The sequence below is a fragment of the Mesorhizobium sp. NPDC059054 genome (genome assembly GCF_042739215.1).
Lineage (GTDB): Bacteria > Pseudomonadota > Alphaproteobacteria > Rhizobiales > Rhizobiaceae > Mesorhizobium.
This window is the reverse complement of record NZ_JBHYHV010000007.1, coordinates 102,957-126,205: the sequence shown is the minus strand read 5'-3', so window position 1 is coordinate 126,205 and position 23,249 is coordinate 102,957. Positions and strand designations below refer to the sequence as shown.

Below are 23,249 nucleotides of genomic sequence, written 5' to 3'. Positions count from 1 at the left end.
AGAACAGCCGGAGTTCATGAGAACGCAGAACCCGGCAGGGGTGCTGCCGGGTTTGACGAGGTCAGTCAGTCTGTCAGAAATTGCGCTGGAAACGAACCATTCCGGAGAACCCGTCATCGTCCGTGGCCGGCTGGCCATCGTCGAGGCTGAAATAGGCGATTTCCGGCGTGATCACGAGACCCGGTACCGGTTCGTAGTTGACGTTGGTGACAACCGCGAAATGATTGTCGGCCTGTCCGCGCGCAGCGCCCGAGCCCTTGCCGACGCCTGAGTCGCTGTATGAGGCCTGCAGGTTGAATTTGAGCCTGGTGTTGATGCGATAGGAGCCGCCGGCCCAGACAGCCCAATCACCCTTCCAAGGCTTGTAGTAGTTGAAGCTGTCATCGTCGCCAGTGCCATAACCAGCCATCACGAACAGGGAGAGCTGCTCGTTGATCTTGCCGTCGAGCCGGGCCTTGACCGCCATCTCTTCATAATTGGCGTCATAACCCACGATCACCGTCGCAGCACCCCACTTGCCGGCATACTTCAAGCCGCCAACGATGTGCGGGACGTAGGAGTCGAGCGTGTAGTTGCCGTCGTAGGAGCTGCCGCCCTGTTCGAACGAGACGACTGCCGAAAGGCCATTGTCGTTCTTGTAGGTATAGCTGATCAGATTGGTTTCGACCGGGCTATAAGGCACGATGTCGTCGCCGATGACGGAGCCGGCATAGTTCGGAAAGGTCTCGAAGACCGATTCATCCTTTCCGATGCGCAAGCCGCCGAGCTGAATCCAGCCGTAGTAGAGAGCAACGGCATTCTGATCGCCATGGAAGCTTTCGCGGAATGTGAAGTTGGTCTGCGTGAACGTCGACAGCGTGCCGAGTTCCGTCTCGCTGCCGGTCCAGGTACGAAGCGAAAAGCGCGCTTGCGAGTGATAGGTATCGCTCGTTCCGCCGAACTTGTCCGCAACGTCGTTGTGGCCTCCATAAGGACCGTCGCCGGCACGAACTTCGTAGCGGATGAAGCCACCGACGCGCAGGCAGGTCTCCGTGCCTGGAATATAGACGTAACCGGCACCATAGATATCGCAGATGCGGACGTATTCCGCCGTTTCAGGTTCCGCAGAAACCGGATTGTCTGCTGAGTATGCGGCAAAAGAGATCGTGCTCAGCGCAGATGCGCTAAGCAAAAGACACAGATTTTTCAATTTCCCCTCCAGATAAGACCTTCTACAGATCTTAATTTGCTAGCGTTTTGCGCTTAGCTGCATTTTGAAGGGTATTTTCGTGTCATAAAATATTCAAACTAGTTATTAGAATGGGCTTTTGAAATTTCCTCACGACTTCGTTATCGACGCCCGTTCACCCGGCTCAAAGGCCGGTGATGGCGACCCCCGCACCCGATACCTTGTAGGCGCGGTTGATCCAGATGAGCACCGAGGTCAGCGCTTCCGCTGCAGCCGAATTTGCCAGACTGCCGCCGCCAATGCCGCGGTTGGCGACCACCGTCGCAAGTTCGATCACCGTATCGCGCGCTTCCCTGTCATCGCTGAACACCAACACGTCGCAGTCGGCGCGTCCGCCGGCATGGAGCTTGCTGGCGCCGACATTGTGGAAGGCCGAGACGACACGGACGCCATCGCCGAGCAGCCGCTGCGCGATCTGCGCTGCCGAGCCCGCTTCGGGCAATTGCACCACGCTCACCTTCGGAGGTACCAAGGGGACGGCGGCGTCGACCAGGATCTTGCCTTGCAATACGGGTTTGATCTCTTCCAGAGTCGCCTCGTGGCTGGCAAAGGGTACCGCCAGCACCACGACATCTGCCGCCGCTGCAGCACCGACATTGTCATTGCCTTTCGCAAGGCCGCCAAGCTCGGCTGCGAACGTCTCGGCTTTCTCCCGCGAGCGGGAGCCGACGACGACTTCATAACCTGCCGCGGTCCAGCCCTTGGCAAGGCCCGAACCGAGGTCGCCGGTTCCGCCGATGATCCCGATGATCGGTCTGTCTGGCATGCGTTTGTTCTCTCTGCTTCCCGGGAATGTGCTGGCACGGATCGCTCAAGTGCGTTTCACGAGTTCGACCGCCTTCGCCAGCTGCTGGAGCTGGTTGGGGTGGTCGTACATCGGATGCAGCACGATCTCGTCGACACCTTTGGCGATGAACTTCTGCAATCCTTCGGCGCATTCCTCCGGTGGGCCGAATACCGCGACGCGGTCGGCCATGCCTTCGACGCTGTAGACGGGATTGTCCTTGAACCCGACGGACAGGATCTGCTGCACGCGGTCGCGCGCCTCTTCGCGGGTTGGCTCGACCGCTGCATAGACGTTGACGGAGATCGAGAAACTGGAGGGGTCGCGGCCGCTGACCGCCAGCTCGTCCCGAAGGATCGCCAGTTCCTGGTCCCGCTCTTCGGCCGGGATCATCGCCGCCCCTGTCCAGCCATCGGCGATTGCCACCGCCCGGCGCAGCGCCGGTTCGCTGCGTGCGCCGATGATGATCGGCGGGCCGGGTTGCTGGACCGGCTTGGGTTGCATGCGGATGCCGGAGAACGAATAGATCTCGCCGTTGAAGTCGGCCTCGCCTTCGGCCCAAAGCGCGCGCATGACGGCGATGCCTTCCACCAGGCGCACCGTCGGCTTGTCGGTCGGGATGCCGAGTGCCGCGAGGCGTGGTCGGTGATAGGCATTGCCGACACCCATGCCGACGGTAAGGCGGCCTTGCGAAAGCTGGTCGATGGTCGCGAGATCCCGCGCTAGCACCGCCGGGTTGCGATAACCTGAAAACAGCACGGAAATTCCGAGCCGCATGTGCTTGGAGATGCCCGCCGCATAAGACAGTTGGTGCAGCGGATCGAGCGAGAAATTCTTGTCGTTCAGCGTGTCCTGCGTCCAGATCCCGTTGAAACCCTGGTCTTCAGCCAGCCGGATGAAGTCTGCGAAGGTCTTGGGATCACCCCTCAGGCCAACGGAAAAGGATGTTGGCCGGTTGGGGCCGCCTGAGTTCGTCGTCGTCAAAAATCCGTCCTCCGTCGTTCTGCGGGCCGGCTGGGAGCCGGCGGTTCAGCGAAATTGTTGCGATCGAGACGCCATCACAGGAACAGCTCCTGCGCCGCGGGGCGCAGTACATCGCGCGCACTGCTCGCCTCGGTTGCTGCCCATTCCAGGCCGCGCAAAACGATGACCGGCAGCCCGGCGTCCTTTTGCATGAGAAGACCGGCAGCGGCGGCGGCTTCGTCGGCAAAGGCAGGGAGCGTCGCCTTCAGGCCTCGGCCATAGGCATCGGTTCGTCCGGCCCAGTCGACGATGGCCGGTACGCCGGCAATGCCGATCGCGACATTGACCAATCCGTTGCGCCACGGGCGGCCGAACGTATCGCTGACGATGACGCCGATCGGGCCGCCATATTTCGCTTCGAGACCTTCGCGTATCCTGCGGGCGCTGGCGTCCGAATCTTCCGGCAGCAGAAGCAGCATGCCTTCGCGGTCATCGCCTAGATTGGATTCGTCGATGCCTGCATTCGCGCAGATCCAGCCATGGTGGTGACGCGTGATCAGCAGCCCATCCGGTGGCTGGCGGCGGGCGCGGACCACATCGCTGGATTCCGAAAGGATGGCCTCGACCTTGTGCGGGTCCTTGCCGATCTCGGCGGCAAGGGTGATCGCTTGCTGCGACGGCTGGAACTGCCTGGCCGCAACGAGGCGGCCTTCGCTCTTCGACACGATCTTTTGTGCGACCACCACGATGTCGCCTGCCGCGAGAGCGCGGTTTGTCCGGACAAGCGCCTCCGTAATCAGCGTGACCAGATCATCGCCTGGCGCGACCTCGGCTATGGTCGCGACCGCAAAACACTCGGCCTCGGCCGCGCTGCGGGACATTTCGAAATGGTCACGCAGATCCTGCGGCGTATCGATGTCCTTCGACAGATAGGCAAGCTGCAGCCTTTCGCAGGACAGCGCGGCTTTGTGCGCCGCCGCCTCATGGGCATGGGCGGAGTTCGGGCCATAGGAAAAAGGAATCGCGTCCGGCGGCGTCAACAGCAGCGCATTGGTGCCGCCGTCGGCCGAGACCCCGATGACGACCGAACAGCGGCCGCGCACGGCCAGAAGCCGGTCGACCTCTTCATCGACAAGGGTCGGGATATCGGCGTGAACGACGAGGAGTGAAGTCGCGCCGATCCCGATCGCCCATTCGGCCGCGTGTCCGGCGGCGGCGTTGATGTCGCCGCCTCCCGTCTCTTCGATGACCGATGCGCCGTATCTACGGCTGATCGCCGCCGTTTCCTGCGAAGCCGTCACGACGCCGACCGGGCCGCCGGAATGTGTCCGCCTGAAGAACTGCAGCGTGTTTTCGAACAGCAGCAAAGCAAGGCTTTCGCGCGCATCATTGGCCAACACTGGGCTGAGGCGCGTTTTCGCCGCCGCCGGATCCTTCATGAGAATGGCGATCGCAACGGTCATGACGCGGCCTGTTTGCGGTGTTCTTGCAGTACGGCCGTCCAGGCCAGGATCTCCGCTGCAAGGCGCTCTGCGTCCTGCGGGTCGCGCATCAATATGTCGGTGGGCAACACAGAGAGACCACGCCCCTGAAGCTCATCCGCTTCCGGCAAATCCTGCGTGTCGATTGCAAAGCCGTCGAGCAGGCCGCTGTAGCGTACGGCAACGCCGCTTGAACTCGTCCTCATGCCGAGCCCCGCCATCAACCGGGAGAGGGGACCTTTGACGGCCTTGCCGCCGATGAGTGGCGACACCCCGATCTTCAGCGCTCGCGAGGCGGCGATGGTGGCGCGGAAACCGTCGATGGCGAGAATGGGTTCGATGGAAAGCAGCGGGTTGCTGGGAGCAAAGACGATCAGCTCCGCCGCCTCGATCGCTGCCAGCGCCTCGGGGCCGGCTTTGGCCTTCTCAGCTCCGTCATAGCGAAGCTCCAGCACTTCCGGCTCGCAGCGCCGGCCGACGAACCAGGGCTGGAAATCCATCCAGCCGTCCGCCGTCCTGAGTTTGGTCCGGACCGGATCGTCGCTGGCCGGCAGGATACGCGCGCGAGCACCGAGACGCATCGCAGCTTCCTGCGTGACCTTGGTCAGGCTGTTTCCGGCTGCCAGTTGCCAGCTTCGCCAGATGTGAAGCCCGAAATCGGCGTCGCCCAGTTTCATCCAGGTGGGGGCAGCCAGCGTGCCGAGCACGCCCAGCGCGCGCACGGTATCGTCCGCCACACCCCAGCCTTGCTTGCGGTCGATGCGGTCGGAAAGCGTGTAGATCAGTGTGTCGATATCCGGACAGACGCGCAGGCCATAGAAATCGTCATCGTCTCCGACATTGGCGATCACCGTCAGCGCTCCTGCCGGCAGGGTCCTTGCAAAGCCTTCGGCCATGCGTGCGCCGCCGACACCTCCGGCGATCAGCACCACGTTGCTGGCGAATGGCGGCATCTATCGCGCCGCCATGGCAGCGGCGCGTTCCCCAAGGAATGCAACCGGGTTGGCTCCACGCGACCGCTCGACCAGCGGGGCGATATCAGCAGGATCATGGTCGGAGAAATCCTGGACCGTCCCGTAGAGCGTGTTGCGCTGCATCGGCACACGCCCCGCTGCGCGGATGATCCGCACCATCTCTGATGCCGTGATCTCCTGGCCGTGGCTGGCGCCCGCCGCGCGCGAGATGCTCTCGTTCATCAGCGTGCCGCCGAGGTCGTTCGCGCCGCAGCCGAGCATGGCGTGCGCCATCTGAGGCCCGAGCTTCACCCAGGAAACCTGGATGTTGTCGATATGGCCGGCCAGCATCAGCCTGGCGACCGCGTGCATCTTGAGGCTTTCCGTGGCCGTCGGGCCAGGTCTGGCGGCCGGGTGGTCGCGATAGAGCCGCGTCTGCTCGTGGATAAAACCCAGCGGCACGAATTCGGTGAAGCCGCCTGTGTCCTTCTGGATGGCGCGGATGCGTGCGATGTGGGCCGCCCAATGGGCTGGGCCGTCTATGTGGCCATACATGATGGTGGCCGTTGTCCTGATGCCGGCGCCATGAGCCGCCCGGATGATGGTTTCCCATTCATCCGCCGACAGCTTGTTGCGGGTCAGCTGCAGCCGAATCTCCGTATCGAGGATTTCGGCCGCGGTACCCGGCATCGATCCGAGTCCGGCCTGCCTGAGCGCGGCCAGATAGGCGGCGAGCGGAATGTGGCTCTTCCTGACGCCGTACCAGATCTCGAATGGCGAGAAGGCATGCACATGGATGTCGGGAACACGGCGCTTCACCGCTTCCAATATCTGCACGTAATAATCGGCAGGCAGGTCCGGATGCAGGCCGCCCTGGATGCAGACCTCGGTGCCGCCTCGACGCCAGGCTTCTTCTGCTCGCCTTGCCACTTCGTCCAGGGACAGCCATTCCGCCCCGGCCGCATCCTTGCGGACGCCGAAGTTGCAGAACTGGCAGGCCATGTAGCAGACATTGGTGAAGTTGATGTTGCGCACCACAACGAAGGTGACGCTGTCGCCGACACGCTGTCGTCGCACCTCATCAGCGGCATGGAGGATGGCGGCCAGGTCGGCACCTTCAGTCCTGAAAAGCGTTTCGCCCTCGACCTGCGTCAATTCCTGCCCCCTCAGCGCGGCATCGAGGATGCGGGCGACGGGCGGCGTCGCATCCGCCAGGCTGGCTTCCAGCGTCGGTTTGCGGTCGATGAGGTTTGGAAAATCCGGCATCTCAGTTCACGATCTGGCTGCGTGCGAAGCCGTCGGCACCGGCATGACCGGACAAAGCGGCAGCGAGCGGCGCGTTTTGGCTCAAGAAGGCCGGATAGACTGTAAGCCGCTCGACCAGTCGGTAGCCTTGCGCACTGGTACGCCGTGCCAGTTCGGAAAGTTCAGGCCACGCCCGTTCGGGATTGATGTGGTCGATGGTGAGCGGCGAGATGCCGCCCCAGTCGTTGATGCCCGAGGCGATGTAGTCCTCGAATCGATCGTCGAGATTTGGAGGCGCCTGGAGGCTGATGGACGGGTCGAGCACCAGCCTGGCAACGGCAAGCGTGCGCAGCATGTCCTCGTGCGACGGCTCCAGCCAACGGGCCATCGCCGTATCGGCCTTGGCGCGGAAGTTCTGCACGATCACTTCCTGCACATTGCCGTGGCGCTGGTGAATGCGGTCTATGGCAACGAGGCTTTCAACCCGTTCCTCGAATGTCTCGCCGATGCCGATGAGGATGCCGGTGGTGAACGGAACGCCGAGCCGCCCGGCAGCCTCGATGGTCCTCAGCCGCAGCACCGGTGACTTGTCCGGGCAGGCGTGATGCGCCATGCCGGGTTTCATCAGCCGCTTGCTCACCGTTTCGAGCATCATGCCCATGGAACCGGAAACCTCGCGCAATTGGGCGATTTCGGCTTCTGTCAGCGTGCCCGCATTGACATGCGGGATGAGTGAGGTGTGTGCGAGCACCAGCCTGCAGGCTTCGATGACATAGTCGATCGTCGTCGCATGGCCGAGCCGCCGCAATGCCTCGCGCGCTTCCGGATAACGCCGCTCGGGGCGTTCGCCGAGTGAAAACAGCGCTTCCTTGCAGCCAAGGCGCTCGCCATTTCGCGCGATCTCCAGGACTTCGTCCGGAGTGAGGTAGCCGGAGCCTTCCTGCCCGGGATGTTTGACAAAGGCGCAATAACCGCAGGTGTTGCGGCACATCGTGGTGAGCGGAATGAAGACCTTGCGCGAATAGCTGATGGTGTTGCCCCAGCCGTGGTCCCGAAGCGCGGCGGCCTCTGCTCGCAATTGCGCTGTTTCCCGGCTGGCGAAGCGGGCTGTTCCGTCAATACTGTGGGCCATCCGGCAACCAACCTCTCTGGGCGGCAAGGGGCCGGAAGGACCTGATGCAGCCTAGGCAATTCCAGATTTCAGACTGGTCAGCCGGCGTGTTTACGTCAAACGACTTAACCGAATGGACGGTTGAGCTGCACTCAACAGCGGTGCCGAATCGGGACGGCGGCCGATTGATCGAACCTCACACGCGCGTTCGCTTAAGTCGGTTGAACCCGAACTCTCCCGCCCGCACAAACATGCGAGCAAATGGAGTGGGTGGGCATGGCCGAGAGATGGATCGAGGCGAACGGTCTGCAACTGCGATACGACTTCACCAGAGGGCGGCGCGCGCCGATCGTTCTGATCCATGAGATGGGCGGGACGCTTGAAAGTTGGGATGATGTCGTTCTGCCGTTGTCGGAGTTCGCGTCCGTGCTGCGTTACGACCAGCGTGGCGTAGGACTTTCCGAAAAAGTGCCGGGGCCAGTCACGATCGATCAATTGGCCGGCGATCTCGTGAACCTGCTCGACGCCTTGTCGATCAAGGAGCCGGTCGCGGTTGTGGGGAACGCCGTCGGCGCTTCCGTGGCCGCTGCCTTTTCCGCACTCCATCCCGATCGTGTCGCTGCCCTTGTCATGCTCGCGCCGGCAACGGGACTAAGCGCGGAAAGGCGCGAGGCCGCCTTGCGACGCATCGAAGCGATCGAGCAGTGTGGTGTGCGCGCGGCATTTGCCGATGGTGGTTCCCACGTGCCGTCGCGCTTTGCCACATTGCGCCTGGCATCCGACCCTATGGGGCTTTGCGCAACGTGGCGCATGCTCGCCGACCTCGATATGACCGGGCTGCTGCCGCGGATTGCGTGTCCGGCGCTGGTAGCGCACGCGACGCGTGACACATCACGCACCGAGCAGGACATTGCGCGCGTTGCCGGGATGATACCGGGGGCACGCATGACCTCCATAAACACCACGCATTACATGGCCATGGAGACACCCAGGCTGGTTTGCCGCACCGTAACGTCATTCCTCGAGGAGTGCGGTTTTCAGTAACCGGCGAATGGTGAGGATCACCGGTGGGCCGCCCGATCGAAACTCAAGGATAGCAACGTTATCTATCCTCTCGCGCTCGGTATGTATGAGCAAAAGTCAAACGGCGGCGCCGTTTAGTCGTTTGACGGTCGAGGTGTCGCTGCCTACCGTCCGGCCACGATGGATGACATCGGCAGCGTTGCAGGAACACAGAGTGGCGACAGTTCGGTTTTCGGTTGAGGGGAATGTTGCAACGGTGACGCTGGATCGTCCCGAAGCGATGAACGCGATCGATCCCGAGACCGAGATCGAGCTCAGGGATGTCCTGGCACGCATCGACGCCGATGGTGGGATCCGCGCGGTGGTTCTGACCGGCTCAGGCGAGAAGGCATTCTGCTCGGGCGCGGACCTCAAGAAGACCATGGCCATTTCGGAAAGCTACGCTGCTAAGGCCTTCGGCGCCGGCGACGAGAGTTTCGTTTCCAGTTTCTCGACCGACAAGCCGGTCATCTGCGCCATCAACGGTTACGCGCTTGGCGGCGGCCTCGAACTGGCGCTGGCTTGCGACATTCGCATCGCTGCAGCGCATGCCCGTTTCGGGCTGCCGGAAGTCAAGGTCGGCACCATACCCGGTGCCGGCGGTACGCAGCGCTTGCCACGGACCATTGGCGCGAGCGACGCCATGCTGATGCTGCTGACCGGCGATATGATCGATGCGGCCGAGGCACTGCGTCTCGGCCTGATCAGCCGTGTCGTGTCGGCAGGCGAGCTTTTGAAGGAGGCGCAGGCCCTTGCCGGACGGATCGCGGCCAATGCGCCGCTTTCTGTGCGCGCGATCAAGCGGCTTGTCACCGATGGCCGTGCATTGCCGCTCAACGAGGCGATCCGGTTAGAGCGCCTGGTCTGGGGATTGCTGCGCGATACTGAAGACAGGTTGGAGGGGCGGCGGGCATTTCAGGAAAAACGCCCACCGAATTATGTTGGCCGCTGACTCTGGTTTTGTCGGCGCAGTTGCGCCGCAGCACCGATCCGGTGAAGGCAAATAGCAGCTTGGCCGCAAAGCACCGCGAGGAGACGTGATCGGGAATGATTGATAAGCAGGTTGAAGATTTCGCCCAGGCGCTTTCGGGAATAACTGATGGCGCATCGGTACTCGTTGGCGGATTTGGAGCCGTAGGGCAGCCGAACGTACTCTTGGATGCCTTGGGCGAAATGGGCGTCAAGAACCTTACGGTCATCGCCAATAACGCCGGCTTCGAGCCTGATATCGGTCTTGGCCGGCTGATCGGCAGGGGCTGCGTCAGCAAGATGATCTGCAGCTTCCCGCGTGGCTCCTCGTCATTCGACACCTTCTACAGAGCTGGCAAGATCGAGCTTGAAGTGGTCCCGCAAGGCACGCTGGCCGAGCGCATCCGTGCCGGCGGCGCCGGCATTCCGGCTTTCTACACGCCGACCGGCGTCGGCACCCAGCTCGCCGCCGGCAAGGAGACGCGGACATTCGGAGAGCGGGACTATCTGCTCGAGCATGGCCTCACCGCCGATATCGCGCTGGTCGAGGCCTGGGAAGCCGATCGCTGGGGCAATCTCACCTTTCGCGGCAGCGGCCGGAACTTCAATCCGATCATGGCCATGGCCGGGCGGCTGACCATCGTTCAGGCACAGCATGTCGTCGCGCTTGGCGCGATCCTGCCCAACGACGTCGTCACCCCCGGCATCTTCGTCGATCGTGTCGTCCACGTTCCTTGCGGCGATCCACCGGTGGCCAAGGTTGCCACGGTACAGGGAGGCAAGAAATGACGGCCAGCACCTACAAGCCCTGGGGCAAGCTCGACATCGCACGCCGTGTCGGCGCGGATATACCGGAAGGTTGGTACGTCAATCTCGGCATTGGCTTGCCGACGCTGGTTGCCGACCATATTCCCGAAGATCGGGAGGTCGTGTTCCATTCCGAAAACGGCATCCTCGGCATGGGACCTGTGCCGGCGCCCGGCGAGGTGGACACTTGGCTGGTCAATGCCGGCAAGGAGAACGTCACGCTGGTGCCTGGCGCCGCACTGTTCCACCACGCCGACAGCTTCGCGATGATCCGTGGCGGCCATCTCGATCTCTGTGTGCTCGGCGCCTACGAGGTCGCGCAGAATGGCGACCTCGCCAACTGGACGACCTCGCTCAACGACCGCGTTCCGGCGGTCGGCGGCGCGATGGATCTCTCGGCAGGTGTGCGCAATGTGTGGATCATGACCACCCACACCACCAAGGATGGCCAGCCGAAACTGGTGGAGCGCTGCGGCTATCCGTTGACTGCGGGCAAAGCCGTCACGCGCGTCTATTCGGACCTTGCGGTGCTCGACGTTACGGCCAAGGGGTTTGTCGTCATCGACATGGTCGAAGGACTGACACGGGATGAATTGCAGAAGCTGACCGCGGCGCCGCTCCATTATGCTTGAGCTTTCGGAAAACACGACGCCGCCGGCGGCCACAGGTCTCGGCAACGGAAGTGAGCAAGGGACGAACAGCGCCGCCGAGGCGCTGACAAACAAGAACAAGGGGAAGGACATGGACAAGGCTTCGACGATGACCCTGGAGGTGACCGGCCTCAGCAAGATGTTCTTCGTCACGGACGAGAGCACTGCCGGCGGCATACGCGAGGCGACCTTTTCGCTGAAGCCTGGCACGTTCTTCACGCTTCTCGGTCCCAGCGGCTGCGGCAAGACGACGACGCTGCGCTGCATTGCCGGTCTGGAGCGGCCTGATCGTGGCCTGATCCGCCTCGGCAACGAGGTCCTGTTCGACAGTTCGCGCGGCATTGCCGTGCCGCTCAACCAGCGCAACATCGGCATGGTGTTCCAGTCCTATGCGATCTGGCCGCACATGACGGTATTCGAGAACGTCGCCTTTCCGCTTCGGGTCGCCAAGGATCGCAAATACAGCCGGGCGGAAACCACCAAGCTTGTCGACGATGCGCTGAAGCGCGTCGGCCTCGACGGTCTGCAGACGCGTTCTTCGACCCGTCTCTCCGGCGGCCAGCAGCAGCGTGTAGCCCTGGCGCGTGCCATCGTGCGGCAGCCGAAACTGCTGCTTCTCGACGAACCGCTTTCCAATCTCGACGCGACGTTGCGCGACGAGATGCGCACGGAACTCAAGCGCCTGCAGCAGCAGGTCGGCATCACCACCATCTATGTGACGCACGACCAGACCGAAGCGCTGGAAATGTCCGATCTGGTTGCGGTGATCGACAAAGGCAATGTCGTGCAGATGGCACCGCCGCGGGACATCTACAATCGTCCCACCAGCGCTTTCGTGGCGGGCTTTGTCGGCGCTACAAATCTGGTGCGCGGCAAGGTTCGGCGCGAGGTGAATGGAAGCGGCTTCGGCACGGTCGTGCTCGAAGGCGGGCATGAGATCCAATGCACGTTCCAGCAGGCGCTGCCGGCCGAAAAGGAGATCGCTGTCTCGATCCGGCCGGAGGCGATGAGCATCAAGCCGACGCTTGCGCCGGTCCATGATGGCGTCAACCGCCTCAAGGGTACTGTCATGCTGAGCGGCTTCCTCGGCAACATGATCCGCTACAACGTCAAGGTCGGCGAGCGCGTCTTCCAGATCAATGCCGGCCCGGAAACGATGTTCGAGATCGGCTCCGAGGTGTTCGTCGATTTCCCGGGCTCGGCCGCACTCGGCGTTCCGTGGGAACAGGTTCCTGGCCAGCCGGCCCAGGCTGCCGCCGTCTGACGATCGACGCGGTCGAGCTGCAAATTCGAGATCTCCGTTCTACAATCGAGGTGGATTCAGGTCCGCCTCGATCTGTTTTGCGTGCCCGTCTGGTAGTGCGAAACAGGATGGCAAAAGCAAAAACGCGGGCCGATGGCCCGCGTTTCATGACTGCTTGATGATATCGATTATCAGGCGGCGAGGTCGCTGATCTTTGCGACGTTCTGCAGGCGGATCAGCTGATCGAACAGGCGGTGCGCCTTTGCCTCATCCAGCTGTTGCTTGCTGCAGGCTGCGAACTTGCCCCACAGCTCCTCTTCGCTCATCCGGCGGGTCCAGTGGCCGCGCGCGTAGGGAACGCTCGGGCTTTCGAGCATGGTGCCGTTCTTCAGATAGATGCGCACGCCGCCGCTGTAGCCGAGGTTGGGCTGGGTGTCGGCCGGAATGCTCTTGTCGGTTGCCGGCTTGATCACCTTCATCATGGCCTGCACATCGGGCCGGCTGTAGAAGGCCTCGCTCAGTTCGTGGAAGGTCCCTTGCCGTGAGATGATGGCGCCAGCCACGCCGAGCGCAATGCTGTGGCTCGGTACGAAGTTGATCGTCGATGGCGATTTCGAGACGACGGCATATTGTGCCTCGCTGATCATCACGTCGACACGCTCGATCGCATCAGGCGAAACGTCGTGTTCCCGGACGAGATCGAGCGCCCCGTCGATGGCACGCTGGTTCATGTTGCCGAACGGATATTGCTTGACGTTGATGCCGACGGTTTCCAGCCTCCATGCCTTGCCGAGATCCTCGATCGGCGTGTCGAGGTCGACCGCACCCTTCGGCGAGAGTGCGACCAGCATGCCGCGGCCGCTGCGCTCCAGCCCGTCCTGCGGCGTCGACATGCCTGCCTTGGCAAGGCGCGCGGCCATGACACCGGCGGCAGCGCCGCGTCCGACCTGGAACGGGCCGACGTCAGTGTCGAAACTTGCCGTGATGCCTCCGGGCATCGCGGCTGCGATACCGATTGCGTGCAACGTGGTTTCCGCGTCGAAGCCGTGCAGGCTGCTGATGGCGATCGCAGCCGCCGTCGGGCCGAACGCAGCCGTCGCATGCCAGCCCTTGCCGGCATAGGAATCGGGATCGCGTTCCGAGAGGCGAGCCCAGGCTTCATAGCCTGCGGCGTAACCGCGGATGACGTCCTTTCCGGAAGCGCCGCTGGCCTCGGCCTCGGCGACGAGTGCCGGCATCAGGATCGTGCTGGTGTGGCAGCCGGAGAAGGCGACGTCGTCATAGACGACGCTGGTCGTCGTCGCAGAATTTACGAGGGCCGCCTCGGTTGTCGAGGCGCGTTCCTTGCCGAGGAATATACGCGCATCGCCCTTGCTGCCGCGCGTGCCGAGTTCTCCGAGCACGATGTTGGACACGGATGTTCCGATACCCGACATCATCACGCCGACCGTGTCGGCCATGCCGGTGTTGATCGCCTCGATCGCGAGACCGGGGATGTCTTCATATTTCAGTTTTGCCGCAAATTCGGCAAGCGTACGGGAAATAGGGGCGGGCATCGGCGGTTTCCTCTCTGATTTTCTTGATTGGGAAGCTTCGAGACGCATGCCGCGATGATCAAGCGAGCTTTCAGCAAGCCCGCGTGAGAATTCATCGCGGCAGCGTTCAGGCGAGCTTGAATATTGGCAGCACGTCGCCGTCGGGCTGCCGTCGGATCGCAATCTCCACCGGCTTTCCGATGCGGATCGCTTCCAGGTCGCTGTCAACGATATTGGTCATCATCGTCGGGCCTTCCTCCAGCGTCACATAGGCGATGGCGTAAGGCGGCTTGGCCTGGCGCATGATGCTGTAGGAATAGATGATGCCGCGTCCGCTGGCTTCCCGCCATTCCGTGTCGGCGCTCGTGCAGAAGGGGCAATGGGCGCGGGGATACCAGTGCGCCCGACCGCAACTGCGGCAGCCCTTGATCAGGAAACGCCCTTCTTCGAGCGCGGACCAGAATGGTTGTACTTCGGGATGATGGGGAAGTGTGTTCGACAGGATGGACATGGTGGTTCCTATTCGCGTTCCAGGATGAGGCTCGCCGAGCCGTGACGCGTGCCGAGCAGGCCGCCGGTGCCATGCGCCATTGCGAGGTCGCAATTGGCGACCTGCACGGCAGGATGGGCTTCGCCGCGCAGCTGCCGCACCGCTTCGATGATCTTGGTCATGCCGCCGCGGTGGTTGGGATGGTTGTTGCAGAGGCCGCCGCCATCGGTGTTGAACGGCAGCTTGCCGACGCCGGAGATCAGGTTGCCGTCCGCGACGAAGCGTCCGCCTTCGCCCTTCTTGCAGAAGCCGAGATCTTCCAGCTGGATGATCACGGTGATGGTGAAGCTGTCGTAGACCGAAACATATTTGATGTCGGCAGGGGTGAGCTTTGCCTCTTCGAAGGCAAGCGCGCCGCTGCGGGCGCCTCCGGAATAGGTCAGGTCGACGTCGCCGCCGGCAAGATGTTTGATCGCTTCGGCAGCACCCCGCACCTTGACCAGGGGGCGCTTGAGACTGCGGGCGATCTCGGGGCGGGTCACGATGACCGCGCCGCCGCCATCGCTGATGACACAGCAATCCAGCCGGCGCAGCGGATCGGCGATGACCGGTGAATTGGCTACGTCTTCGACGGTCACGACGTCGCGCAGCATCGCATTCGGATTGTGCTGAGCATGATGGGAGGCAGCCACCTTGACCCAGGCCAACTGCTCGGGTGTCGTTCCGAACTGGTGCATGTGCCGCATGGCGCACATCGCATAGGCGTTGAGCGTCGTCATGCCGAATGGCTGTTCCCACGGGAAGTCCGGCTGCACCGGGTTGTCGACGCGCTGCGGCGCACCCTTCTGCTGGCTTTCGCTACGCGGCCTGCCGGCCAGCGTGATCAGTGCGATGTTGCATTTGCCAGCAGCGATCGCCTGTGCGGCGTGGTTGACGTGCAGGATGTAGGAGGAACCGCCGACATTGGTGGAATCGGCGTGGCGTACCTTCAGGTTCATGTATTCGACAAGCGACAGCGGTCCCGTGCCCGGCGCATCGCCGCCGCAGAAATAGCCGTCGATGTCATCCTTGCTGAGGCCGGCATCGGCAAGCGCTCCGAACGCAACCTCGGCATGGAGCTGCGCCAGCGATTTGTCCGGCGCCTTGCGGGTGGGGTGTTCGTAGGCGCCGACGATATAGGCTTGTCCGTTGATGCTCATGCTTGTCCTGCTTTTTCCTGTTTTCCGGCGCCGGCAGCGGCCGCCGCCAGCTCGTCGAAATAGGCTGTCGCCACGACCGATGGCCGCCTCCCGACTGCCGCGAACCAGTTTGCCAATGAGGGGTGGGTTTCACGCCAGACGACGTCGTCTGACAGGCGGAAGTCGATGTAGCAAAGGGCCGACACGATCGCGATCTGCGCCATGTCGAAAGGAGCCTGCATCATCTTCGGCGCCTCCGCCTCCAGCGTCGCGAAGATCAGCGGCAGCTTTTCTCGTAATGCGGCCAGGCGCCGCTCCGAATGCTCCGGCTGGCGTCGTGATTTCTCCGACAGCAGGCTCATGAGCACCGCGGTGAGGCCGTCACCCAGCACGAGCAGGCGCATCATCGCGATTTCCGCGGCGATCTCGCGCGGATGCAACCGGCCTTTGCCGATCACCAGATCGAGATAGCGGCAGATCACGTCTGAATCGAACAGCGCCTGGCCGTCATCGAGGATGAGCGTGGGGATCTGCCCCAGCGGGTTGACCGAAAGCATTGTCGGGTTCGCGGCCAAGGCCGTCACGACCATCGGTTCCACCGCAATGTCGCCGATTGTTCCCGTCTCATGAGCGGCGATCAAGACCTTCCGTACATAGGGCGATCTGGAGGATCCGTAGAGCTTCATTGTGCGCATTGCCATGGTTCAGAAAAAATCAATCGCCACATACATTTTCTGCAACGTCATCGTCTTTGCTGCCGTTACAAAATCATTCTTCTTGGGAGCATCAGGGTAGTTGATTAGCAAGCAAAATTGCGTCAACATCGCCAGAATTCATATATCTAGACAAATCGAAATCGCGGCAATGGTCAATTGACCATTCGGAATGTTCGAATGAGTATTTCTCAAGGATGAGCATGTCGAAACGTCTTCCCCCGCTCAATGCGCTGCGTGCCTTCGAGGCTGCTGGCCGTCATGTCAGCTTCACCAAGGCTGCCGAAGAACTTTTCGTAACCCCTGGTGCCATCAGCCGGCAGATCAAGCTACTGGAAGACGTGCTCGGCCTCGAACTGTTCGAGCGCACGAGCCGCGATCTCAGGATCCCCGACGAAGCGCGCGAATATTCGATCGCCCTGGGCGATGCCTTCGAACAGATCAACCGGGCGACCAAGCGGCTGATGTCCGCACACCGGGCGCGCTCGTTGCGCATCCATTGTCCGATGACGTTCACGCTGCGGTGGCTGATGCCACGTTTGCCGCTGTTCCATCGGCTTTACCCGACGCGCCAGATCCAGCTCACCACCACGCTCTTGCCGATGCCAGCCAATCTGCTGCACCTCGGTGATGCCGACGTCGTGATCCAGATGGGCAAGGGTGACTGGCCCGACCTCATCGCGCACAGATTGGCTGACAGCGCCCTGGTACCGGTTTGCAGCCAGGCCTATCTCTCCTCGATGGGCGGGACGATGGCGGTGGAAAAGCTGAACGAGGCGACGCTGCTGTGTTCCATGGCCCGTCCCGACGATTGGCGCGACTGGCTCGATGCCGCCGGCGGACATGACATCGACGACCAGCGCGGTCTGCATTTCGAAAGCTCGAGTCTTGCCTACCAGGCAGCGATCGAGGGCATCGGCATCGCCATTGGCCAGATATCGCTGATCGCCGGCGATCTCGTCGCTGGCCGGCTTGTCGCTCCGTTCGATTTCGTTCACGACAACGGCAACGCCTATTACCTGACCTACGCACGGCAGTCCGAGAACGACTCCCGTCTCATGGAGTTCCGCGACTGGATCATGGAGCAGGTGGTCGAGTTCGAGGCCTGGCTGGCGGAGTCGCAGGGACCGGCGGTGCTGGCCCTCAAGCCGAACCAAGCTCAATGACACCGGCTTTTGCCAGCGACGCGATCTCGTCGTCGCTATAGCCCGCGATCTCGCTGAGGATCGTCGCTGTATCGGCTCCGATGCCCGGGGCAGGGCGTTCGATCGACAGAGGTTGTTCGTCGATCTGGAAAGGAAAGCCTTTCACGCGCTTGCCGTCGAAGCACTGGATGGCGTGCGACCAGCTTTCATCCTCGAGTTTCAGAATACCGGCGCCGTCCTGTACCGGTGCTGCAGCCAAACCGATCTGCTGCAACGTGCGCGCTGCCGGCTCGCTCTCTTGAGCTGCGATATGGGCAGCCAGGGCATCGCGCAGAGCAGCATCATCCTGCTCGATGTTTCGTCCAAGCAACGTGCTCAGGGCTTGGAGATCCGTTTCGCGAACCGAAGCGGCGACCCAGATGCCGTCCGCTGCCTTGAAACAGTCTTGCAGCAGGAAAGGCTCCTGCGCATTCCCGCCCCTGCGGATTTCCTTTCCCATCGAGGCGGCAACGAACGTCTCACCGATCAGGAAGGACGTCAGGTCGCGTTGCGAAAGATCGAGATGGACAGCCGGCCCGCCCTTCTGCACCGAGCGCAGGGCAGTGGTAATCATGCTGGTGGCGAAGATCGCCGCCACCTGATCGGGATAGTTCACGTCGCGGCCGCTGATCACCGGCGCATCGTCCTGGTAGCCGGTGCCCCAGGCAAAGCCGGCTACGGCTTCGAGGGTCGAGCCGTAGGATACATGACTGGCGTCCGGGCCGGTCTCGCCCTGGCTGGAAACCGAAGCAAGGATGATGCGGTCGTTGGCAGCTCGGAGGGCCTCGAATGAAAGCCCGAGCTTCGGCAGCACGCCGCGGCGGAAATTCTCGACCACGACATCGCTGGACGCGACGAGCCGCAGCATGACCTCGCGGCCGGCCGGTTGCTTGAGGTCGATGCTGATGGCCAGCTTGTTGCGGTTGGTGGCCCGAAACAGCGGCGGCATATCGTCGGCCTTGCTTTCACCGCTCGGCCACAACCGGAAGGGATCGCGATAGGTCGGGGATTCGATCTTGATCACCTCGGCACCGAGGTCGGCCAGGATTGCGGATGTCGCCGCGCCGGCGGTGATGATGCCGAGATCGAGGACGCGGCAGCCTTTCAGTACACTCACGATATGCCGACCGCTGTTGCGACCGGCATGTCTCCGATCATGTTGGAAAATGCAGAACCGTTCCACAGCAGTGGCAGGCGCGGCGCAAAAATCGGGTTTTGCGACTGACGCTGGCGCGGCAGTTCTTCAAACAGCCTACGCGCCGCGTTGTGTGGATCGCCGAGTGCTTCCTCCGGCGCCCACACGGGCCCGAGTGGAAGCCTGAACGACAATGCCTCCTCATGCAGTTGCCTGCGTGTGCGCGAAAGGAACGCCTGCTCGATGACGTCCGCCAGTTCGACGGCGTTCTCCAGGCGACCCTGGCGCGTGGCGAACTTGTCCTGCCGGATACGCTCGTCTTTCACCATCGTGCACAGATGCGGCCAGTCCGGCTCCTGGTAGACCAGTGCGATCCAGCCGTCGGCGCAGCGCACGATGCGCCATTCGGCCGACGCCCCCGCACGCCCCGGAGGGATCGGCGCATCCGCTTCCAGCGGTACGGCCTTCCAGTTCAGCCAGACGACGATGTCCAGCAAGCTGGCGCGGATCGTTGCCGCATTGTCCGAACTTGGTTCCCTGGCAAGCGAGGCGGAGAGACCGCAGAAAGTGGCAAGGCCGAGTGCGTAGGCTTCCTGGTGACCGACCAGCTTCAGCGGTTCGCGCTCGGCATCACCAACCATGTTGAGGAAGCCGCCCAGGGCGGCAATGGTGAATTCGGTTGCTGCGATCTCGGTTTCGGCATTGCTGCCGCCGAAAAGCGAAAGCAGCGCGACTTTCTTCGGCAAGTCCTTGGCGGCGATGGAGCCATGGACATGACGGTCGACGATGGCGACATCGGCCTTTCGCAGGACGCCGGTCAGAAATGCATCGTCAAGGCTGGAATCGACGACCGACTTCCTTGCTGAAAGGAACTGTTGCAGAGCCAGAGAGGTTGCCGATGGTTTTGCCTCGGAACCTTGTAGCGCATGATCTTCGACCTGGATCACCTTCGCGCCGAGATCGGCAAAGATGCGCCCGGCCATGGCCGCAGCCAGGCGAAGCGCATTGCCAGGTGGACCGCCGACGGCTTCCACGACCGTCAGCCCTTCGTACGGATATGCAGGCGTCATTTCAGGGTGCGTTCCCACAGCTTGAACATCTTCGCCCAGGTCGCTTCCGCTGCCTGCGGCTGATAGGCACGGCCGGCCGTGAAGCAGTAGCCGTGGCGGCTGTTGGGATGGATTTCGGCTTCGTGCTTGCCGCCGCTCGCCTGGATCGCCTGTTCGATCGCGGCAATCGTTTCCGGCGGCGTCGCCGTGTCGGTTTCGGCAAAGCCGAAATAGAGCTCGCCCTTCACCTGTGACATCAGCTTGTGCGGAGAACCATCGTCTTCGGTGAAAAGGCCGACGCCATACAGGGACGCCGCCGAGGCAAATCGCTCGCCGAAATAGGCCGACAGCGATACGGCATAACGTCCGCTCATGCAGAAGCCGACACAGGAAACCTTGTCGCTTTTTGCGTCTGCTTCACCGTCGAGGTAGCCGAGGAGGCCGGCGGTGTCTTCGTTGACGCCGTCATTGTCGAGGCTGCGCAGGCAGGCGCTGACGACCGCCGACATGCGGTCATCCCTGCGGGGCAGGTCGAAACGTACCGTTCCCAGGCGGTAGTAGAGATCGGGCAGAGCACAGTAGTAGCCTTGCGCCGCGATGCGCCGCGCCATGTCACGGAGCTCCTCGCGAATGCCGGGTGCATCCATATAGAGGATGACGACTGGGTATGGGCCTTCGCCTTCCGGACGGACCGTGAAAGTCGGCATCCGGCCGTGCTTGGTTACGACGAGTACTTCGTTTTCGCGCATCTTATCCTCGGGTCAGCTGTTGGTATCCGCCGCTTTCAGTTTGAAAGCGTGCTGGGTTCTGTCGAGATGACGCCGGTAGGTTATCGATACCGGCCTGTCGATCCAGCTTCCTTGTGGTTCCTCGCCCACAAGATTGGAAACGACGATCGGCCCCTCGACCAGCCGCACGGCAACGACATTGTAAGGCTGCGGAAAGTCCTCGAAATATTGCCGGTGGAAAACCACCCAAGACAGGATGGTGCCTTCGCCGGAAATCTCGGTCCACTCATAGTCCATCGAATTGCATTCGGCGCAGATCGGCCCGGGCGGATAGCGGAAGCGTTCGCAGTGCGAGCATCTGGGCAGCGCCATTTTCTGGCGTTCCATGCTGTCCCACAGGGGCAGATCGTAGAGCGACAGGACGCGTTGGGAGTTTGCCATCGGCTTAGTGTCCGTAGATGATCGAGACGGCCTTCCCGGCAACGTCGGAGCTGTAGTGGACATGGCGGCAGTCAGGCACCTGTCGTTCGCCGGCCTCGCCGCGCAACTGCCGGACCGCTTCGATCTGGTGGTTCCAGCCCTGCATGTAGCTTTCCGACAGATGTCCGCCGCCGGTGTTCACCGGCAGGCCCTTGGCAAGCGAGATGCCGTGCTCGCGCATGAACTTGCCGGCCTCTCCGGTCTTGCAGTAGCCGTACCCTTCCAGCGCCAGCGGGATGTGCAGCGAAAAACTGTCGTAGATCTGCAGCGCGTCCATGTCGGATGGGCCAAGCGACGCCATCGCGAAGACCTGCTCGCCGACGGCCCGCTGCGCCGGCTGGTAGAAATCGGTCAGCCGAGGCTCGAGGCTGGTGGCGCCGGTATTGAGGTCGTGCCGCCCGATGCCGTGGATGGGCACTGGTGCCCGGCCGATACGCTTGGCTTTGCCGGCCTCGGCGATGATCAGCGCGACACCGCCGTCATTGATCAGGCAATAGTCGAACAGATGCAGCGGCTCGCAGATGTAAGGCGAAGCGAGATAGTCCTCGACCGTGATCGGCTTTCGCATCAACGCCTGCGGATTGCGCGACGCTGCCAACCTCTGCGCAACGGCGACTTCCGCGAGTTCCGCCTCGCTCATGCCGCGCTCCTGCATGTAGCGCCGGGCCATCAGCGCGTAGAGCGCGCCCTGTGAGGTGAAGCCCCAGGGAGCGTGGTAGATATAGGAGAGAAAGGCCGATCCGCCTTGCGCGTCGGCACCGCCATAGTTCACCGCGGCGGAGCGCTGGTCGTTGCCATAGACGAGGGCGACCACTTCGGCCTGACCGGAATGAATGGCCATGCAGGCCTCGAGGACCGCAAGCATTGCGTCTGCTTGCCCACCCCAGCGGACATCCAGTCCGAGAAGTTCGCCGACGCGCTCATAAGCCACCGTCGGCCCGACGATCAGGCCATCGACATCGGCTCTGGATATGCCGGCGTCGGCGAGGGCCGCGACGAACGCCTCTGCAGCATAACCGTAGGAATCATGCGGCTTCTGGCCGGCTCGGACACGAGCATGATCCGCGGGCCAGTCCGTCTGGCCAATACCGATCACCGAAGCTGTCTTGGCAGCCATGCCGGCAAGTCTCATCACGCCTCCACACTCGCGGCATTCGCAACATCGCCGCATTCTGCTTATCTGCACTGTCGTCATGGATGCCCAAAAGGCCTGGACAACCGCTGCCAGAGTTCTTGGATGAGCCTTGGTCCGTCAACCGACTTAAGCGTAACGTTTGTTGAGCTATTCTCATCTGTGCCACGCAGCCCGTAGCTTGAGAGGTCCTGGCTCAAAAGAACTCAACGGTTGGTCAGTTTCTATCGGTTGACGATATGAACAGCATGCCGTGCCTTGTCGCGAAGACCGTTTGGCAGAGGAGGACGGGATGCGAACGCAGTGGATCGAGGCCAATGGCGCCCGCTTTCGGTACGAGTTTCGCCGGCGCGGTGCGGGCACCCTTGTCCTGGTGCACGAGATGGGCGGTCGGCTGGAAAGTTTCGATGGGTTGACGACAAGCCTCGGTGAGCAGTGGAGCATCCTGCGCTATGACCAGCGCGGCGCCGGCCAATCGGATCGCATCGTTGGATCGCTCAGCATTGACACAGCGGCCGCCGATCTCGCCGGCATCCTCGATGGGCTCGAAATCGCAGGTCCGGTGATCGTCGTTGGCGCGGCTCTGGGCGCTTCCGTAGCGATCCGCTTTGCCGCAAAATGGCCGGCGCGCGCGGCCGCATTGGTGCTTCTCGCGCCTTCCACGGGCCTCATCGCGGGCAACGAGGCCGCAACGATCGAGAAGATCGAGATCCTGGAGAAAAGCGCACGGGAAGGCACCGTCGCGCTGGCCAGCAATGGTGCCCGGCTGTCCGATCCTGCGAGCTCTGCGGCGACGTGGCGGATGCTGATCGGCCTCGACCTGACTGCCGACCTTGCCGGCCTGTCCTGCCCAGTGCTGGTGGCTTCTGGCACGAAGGACACCTTCAGGCCGCCCGCTCATGTCGCGGAAGTCGCAGCGAGGATTCCTGGCGCGCAATCGCTTGTCCTGGACACCGGTCACGTAATGGCGATCGAGACGCCGGACCTTGTCGCGGCAACGATTGCGACATTTCTGAACAATGCCGGATTCGCGCCCGGATTACCCGTCCCGGCAGGCGTATCGACATCCGCCGGCAGGGTTTCCGGTTGAGGATTCCTCATGGATGGGGTCTTTTTAGTCGTTTGACGA

23 protein-coding genes are annotated in these 23,249 nt (G+C 62.5%); 7 read left to right on the top strand and 16 right to left on the bottom strand.

Annotation, left to right across the window (positions count from 1 at the left end):
- Positions 1 to 73 precede the first annotated feature (73 nt).
- From ACFWXH_RS27165 to cofG, 7 genes are all read right to left on the bottom strand, one after another.
- The gene (locus ACFWXH_RS27165; RefSeq protein ID WP_379124542.1) at positions 74 to 1,189 is read right to left on the bottom strand and encodes a porin; all 1,116 of its coding nucleotides are present in this window, start codon (positions 1,187 to 1,189) and stop codon (positions 74 to 76) included.
- A gap of 163 nt (positions 1,190 to 1,352) precedes the next feature.
- The gene (gene npdG, locus ACFWXH_RS27160) at positions 1,353 to 1,994 is read right to left on the bottom strand and encodes an NADPH-dependent F420 reductase (protein ID WP_379124541.1); all 642 of its coding nucleotides are present in this window, start codon (positions 1,992 to 1,994) and stop codon (positions 1,353 to 1,355) included.
- A 45-nt stretch (positions 1,995 to 2,039) separates the two neighbouring features.
- Positions 2,040 to 2,996 (bottom strand): LLM class flavin-dependent oxidoreductase, encoded by a 957-nt coding sequence (locus tag ACFWXH_RS27155; protein ID WP_379124540.1) that lies wholly within the window; start codon positions 2,994 to 2,996, stop codon positions 2,040 to 2,042.
- Between the two features lie 74 nt (positions 2,997 to 3,070).
- On the bottom strand, positions 3,071 to 4,438 hold the full coding sequence (cofE, locus tag ACFWXH_RS27150) for a coenzyme F420-0:L-glutamate ligase (protein WP_379124538.1): 1,368 nt from the start codon (positions 4,436 to 4,438) through the stop codon (positions 3,071 to 3,073).
- Positions 4,435 to 5,409: a 2-phospho-L-lactate transferase gene (gene cofD / locus ACFWXH_RS27145; RefSeq protein ID WP_379124537.1), complete on the bottom strand. Its 975-nt coding sequence runs from the start codon at positions 5,407 to 5,409 to the stop codon at positions 4,435 to 4,437. The genes cofE and cofD overlap by 4 nt, the downstream gene beginning before the upstream one ends.
- Positions 5,410 to 6,675, bottom strand: a complete 1,266-nt coding sequence (gene cofH, locus ACFWXH_RS27140; RefSeq protein WP_379124536.1) for a 5-amino-6-(D-ribitylamino)uracil--L-tyrosine 4-hydroxyphenyl transferase CofH — start codon at positions 6,673 to 6,675, stop codon at positions 5,410 to 5,412.
- A gap of 1 nt (position 6,676) precedes the next feature.
- Entirely contained in the window at positions 6,677 to 7,786 is a 1,110-nt protein-coding gene (gene cofG, locus ACFWXH_RS27135) for a 7,8-didemethyl-8-hydroxy-5-deazariboflavin synthase CofG (RefSeq protein WP_379124535.1), read from the bottom strand.
- A 255-nt stretch (positions 7,787 to 8,041) separates the two neighbouring features.
- On the opposite strand from cofG, the gene ACFWXH_RS27130 reads away from it, so the two are divergent.
- From ACFWXH_RS27130 to ACFWXH_RS27110, 5 genes are all read left to right on the top strand, one after another.
- Entirely contained in the window at positions 8,042 to 8,809 is a 768-nt protein-coding gene (locus ACFWXH_RS27130; protein WP_379124533.1) for an alpha/beta fold hydrolase, read from the top strand.
- Positions 8,810 to 9,002: 193 nt separating this feature from the next.
- Positions 9,003 to 9,779, top strand: coding sequence for an enoyl-CoA hydratase/isomerase family protein (locus ACFWXH_RS27125; RefSeq protein WP_379124531.1), 777 nt, complete (start codon positions 9,003 to 9,005; stop codon positions 9,777 to 9,779).
- A 98-nt stretch (positions 9,780 to 9,877) separates the two neighbouring features.
- Positions 9,878 to 10,585 (top strand): CoA transferase subunit A, encoded by a 708-nt coding sequence (locus tag ACFWXH_RS27120; protein WP_379124764.1) that lies wholly within the window; start codon positions 9,878 to 9,880, stop codon positions 10,583 to 10,585.
- Positions 10,582 to 11,235 carry a 3-oxoacid CoA-transferase subunit B gene (locus tag ACFWXH_RS27115; protein WP_379124530.1) on the top strand — a complete coding sequence of 218 codons (654 nt, stop codon included), beginning with the start codon at positions 10,582 to 10,584 and terminating at the stop codon, positions 11,233 to 11,235. Before ACFWXH_RS27120 ends, ACFWXH_RS27115 begins: the two co-directional genes overlap by 4 nt.
- Positions 11,236 to 11,344: 109 nt before the next feature.
- Positions 11,345 to 12,517, top strand: coding sequence for an ABC transporter ATP-binding protein (locus tag ACFWXH_RS27110; RefSeq protein WP_379124529.1), 1,173 nt, complete (start codon positions 11,345 to 11,347; stop codon positions 12,515 to 12,517).
- Between the two features lie 170 nt (positions 12,518 to 12,687).
- Here ACFWXH_RS27110 and ACFWXH_RS27105 read toward each other — a convergent pair whose 3' ends face one another.
- From ACFWXH_RS27105 to ACFWXH_RS27090, 4 genes are all read right to left on the bottom strand, one after another.
- A complete protein-coding gene (locus ACFWXH_RS27105; RefSeq protein ID WP_379124528.1) occupies positions 12,688 to 14,052 on the bottom strand; it encodes an MmgE/PrpD family protein in 1,365 nt (454 codons plus the stop codon).
- Positions 14,053 to 14,158: 106 nt separating this feature from the next.
- Entirely contained in the window at positions 14,159 to 14,542 is a 384-nt protein-coding gene (locus ACFWXH_RS27100; RefSeq protein ID WP_379124526.1) for a Zn-ribbon domain-containing OB-fold protein, read from the bottom strand.
- 8 nt (positions 14,543 to 14,550) lie between these two features.
- A complete protein-coding gene (locus tag ACFWXH_RS27095; RefSeq protein WP_054312759.1) occupies positions 14,551 to 15,720 on the bottom strand; it encodes a thiolase domain-containing protein in 1,170 nt (389 codons plus the stop codon).
- Complete coding sequence (locus ACFWXH_RS27090) at positions 15,717 to 16,385, bottom strand: glutathione S-transferase family protein (RefSeq protein WP_379124763.1); 669 nt, start codon at positions 16,383 to 16,385, stop codon at positions 15,717 to 15,719. Before ACFWXH_RS27090 ends, ACFWXH_RS27095 begins: the two co-directional genes overlap by 4 nt.
- Positions 16,386 to 16,615: 230 nt before the next feature.
- Between ACFWXH_RS27090 and gcvA the strand changes: the two genes are divergently transcribed.
- Positions 16,616 to 17,578 (top strand): transcriptional regulator GcvA, encoded by a 963-nt coding sequence (gcvA, locus tag ACFWXH_RS27085; protein ID WP_180883040.1) that lies wholly within the window; start codon positions 16,616 to 16,618, stop codon positions 17,576 to 17,578.
- On the opposite strand, the gene ACFWXH_RS27080 is transcribed toward gcvA, so the two are convergent.
- From ACFWXH_RS27080 to ACFWXH_RS27060, 5 genes are read right to left on the bottom strand one after another with little or no spacing between them, the layout of a single operon-like run.
- Positions 17,556 to 18,713: a CaiB/BaiF CoA transferase family protein gene (locus ACFWXH_RS27080; protein WP_379124525.1), complete on the bottom strand. Its 1,158-nt coding sequence runs from the start codon at positions 18,711 to 18,713 to the stop codon at positions 17,556 to 17,558. The two genes, gcvA and ACFWXH_RS27080, sit on opposite strands and share 23 nt — an antisense overlap.
- Complete coding sequence (locus tag ACFWXH_RS27075) at positions 18,710 to 19,801, bottom strand: CoA transferase (protein WP_379124524.1); 1,092 nt, start codon at positions 19,799 to 19,801, stop codon at positions 18,710 to 18,712. The genes ACFWXH_RS27080 and ACFWXH_RS27075 overlap by 4 nt, the downstream gene beginning before the upstream one ends.
- Complete coding sequence (locus tag ACFWXH_RS27070; protein WP_379124523.1) at positions 19,798 to 20,529, bottom strand: dienelactone hydrolase family protein; 732 nt, start codon at positions 20,527 to 20,529, stop codon at positions 19,798 to 19,800. The genes ACFWXH_RS27075 and ACFWXH_RS27070 overlap by 4 nt, the downstream gene beginning before the upstream one ends.
- A 12-nt stretch (positions 20,530 to 20,541) precedes the next feature.
- Positions 20,542 to 20,949 (bottom strand): Zn-ribbon domain-containing OB-fold protein, encoded by a 408-nt coding sequence (locus ACFWXH_RS27065; RefSeq protein ID WP_379124522.1) that lies wholly within the window; start codon positions 20,947 to 20,949, stop codon positions 20,542 to 20,544.
- 4 nt (positions 20,950 to 20,953) lie between these two features.
- On the bottom strand, positions 20,954 to 22,120 hold the full coding sequence (locus ACFWXH_RS27060; protein ID WP_379124521.1) for a thiolase family protein: 1,167 nt from the start codon (positions 22,118 to 22,120) through the stop codon (positions 20,954 to 20,956).
- Positions 22,121 to 22,412: 292 nt separating this feature from the next.
- On the opposite strand from ACFWXH_RS27060, the gene ACFWXH_RS27055 reads away from it, so the two are divergent.
- Positions 22,413 to 23,210, top strand: coding sequence for an alpha/beta fold hydrolase (locus ACFWXH_RS27055; RefSeq protein WP_379124520.1), 798 nt, complete (start codon positions 22,413 to 22,415; stop codon positions 23,208 to 23,210).
- Positions 23,211 to 23,249: the final 39 nt, after the last annotated feature.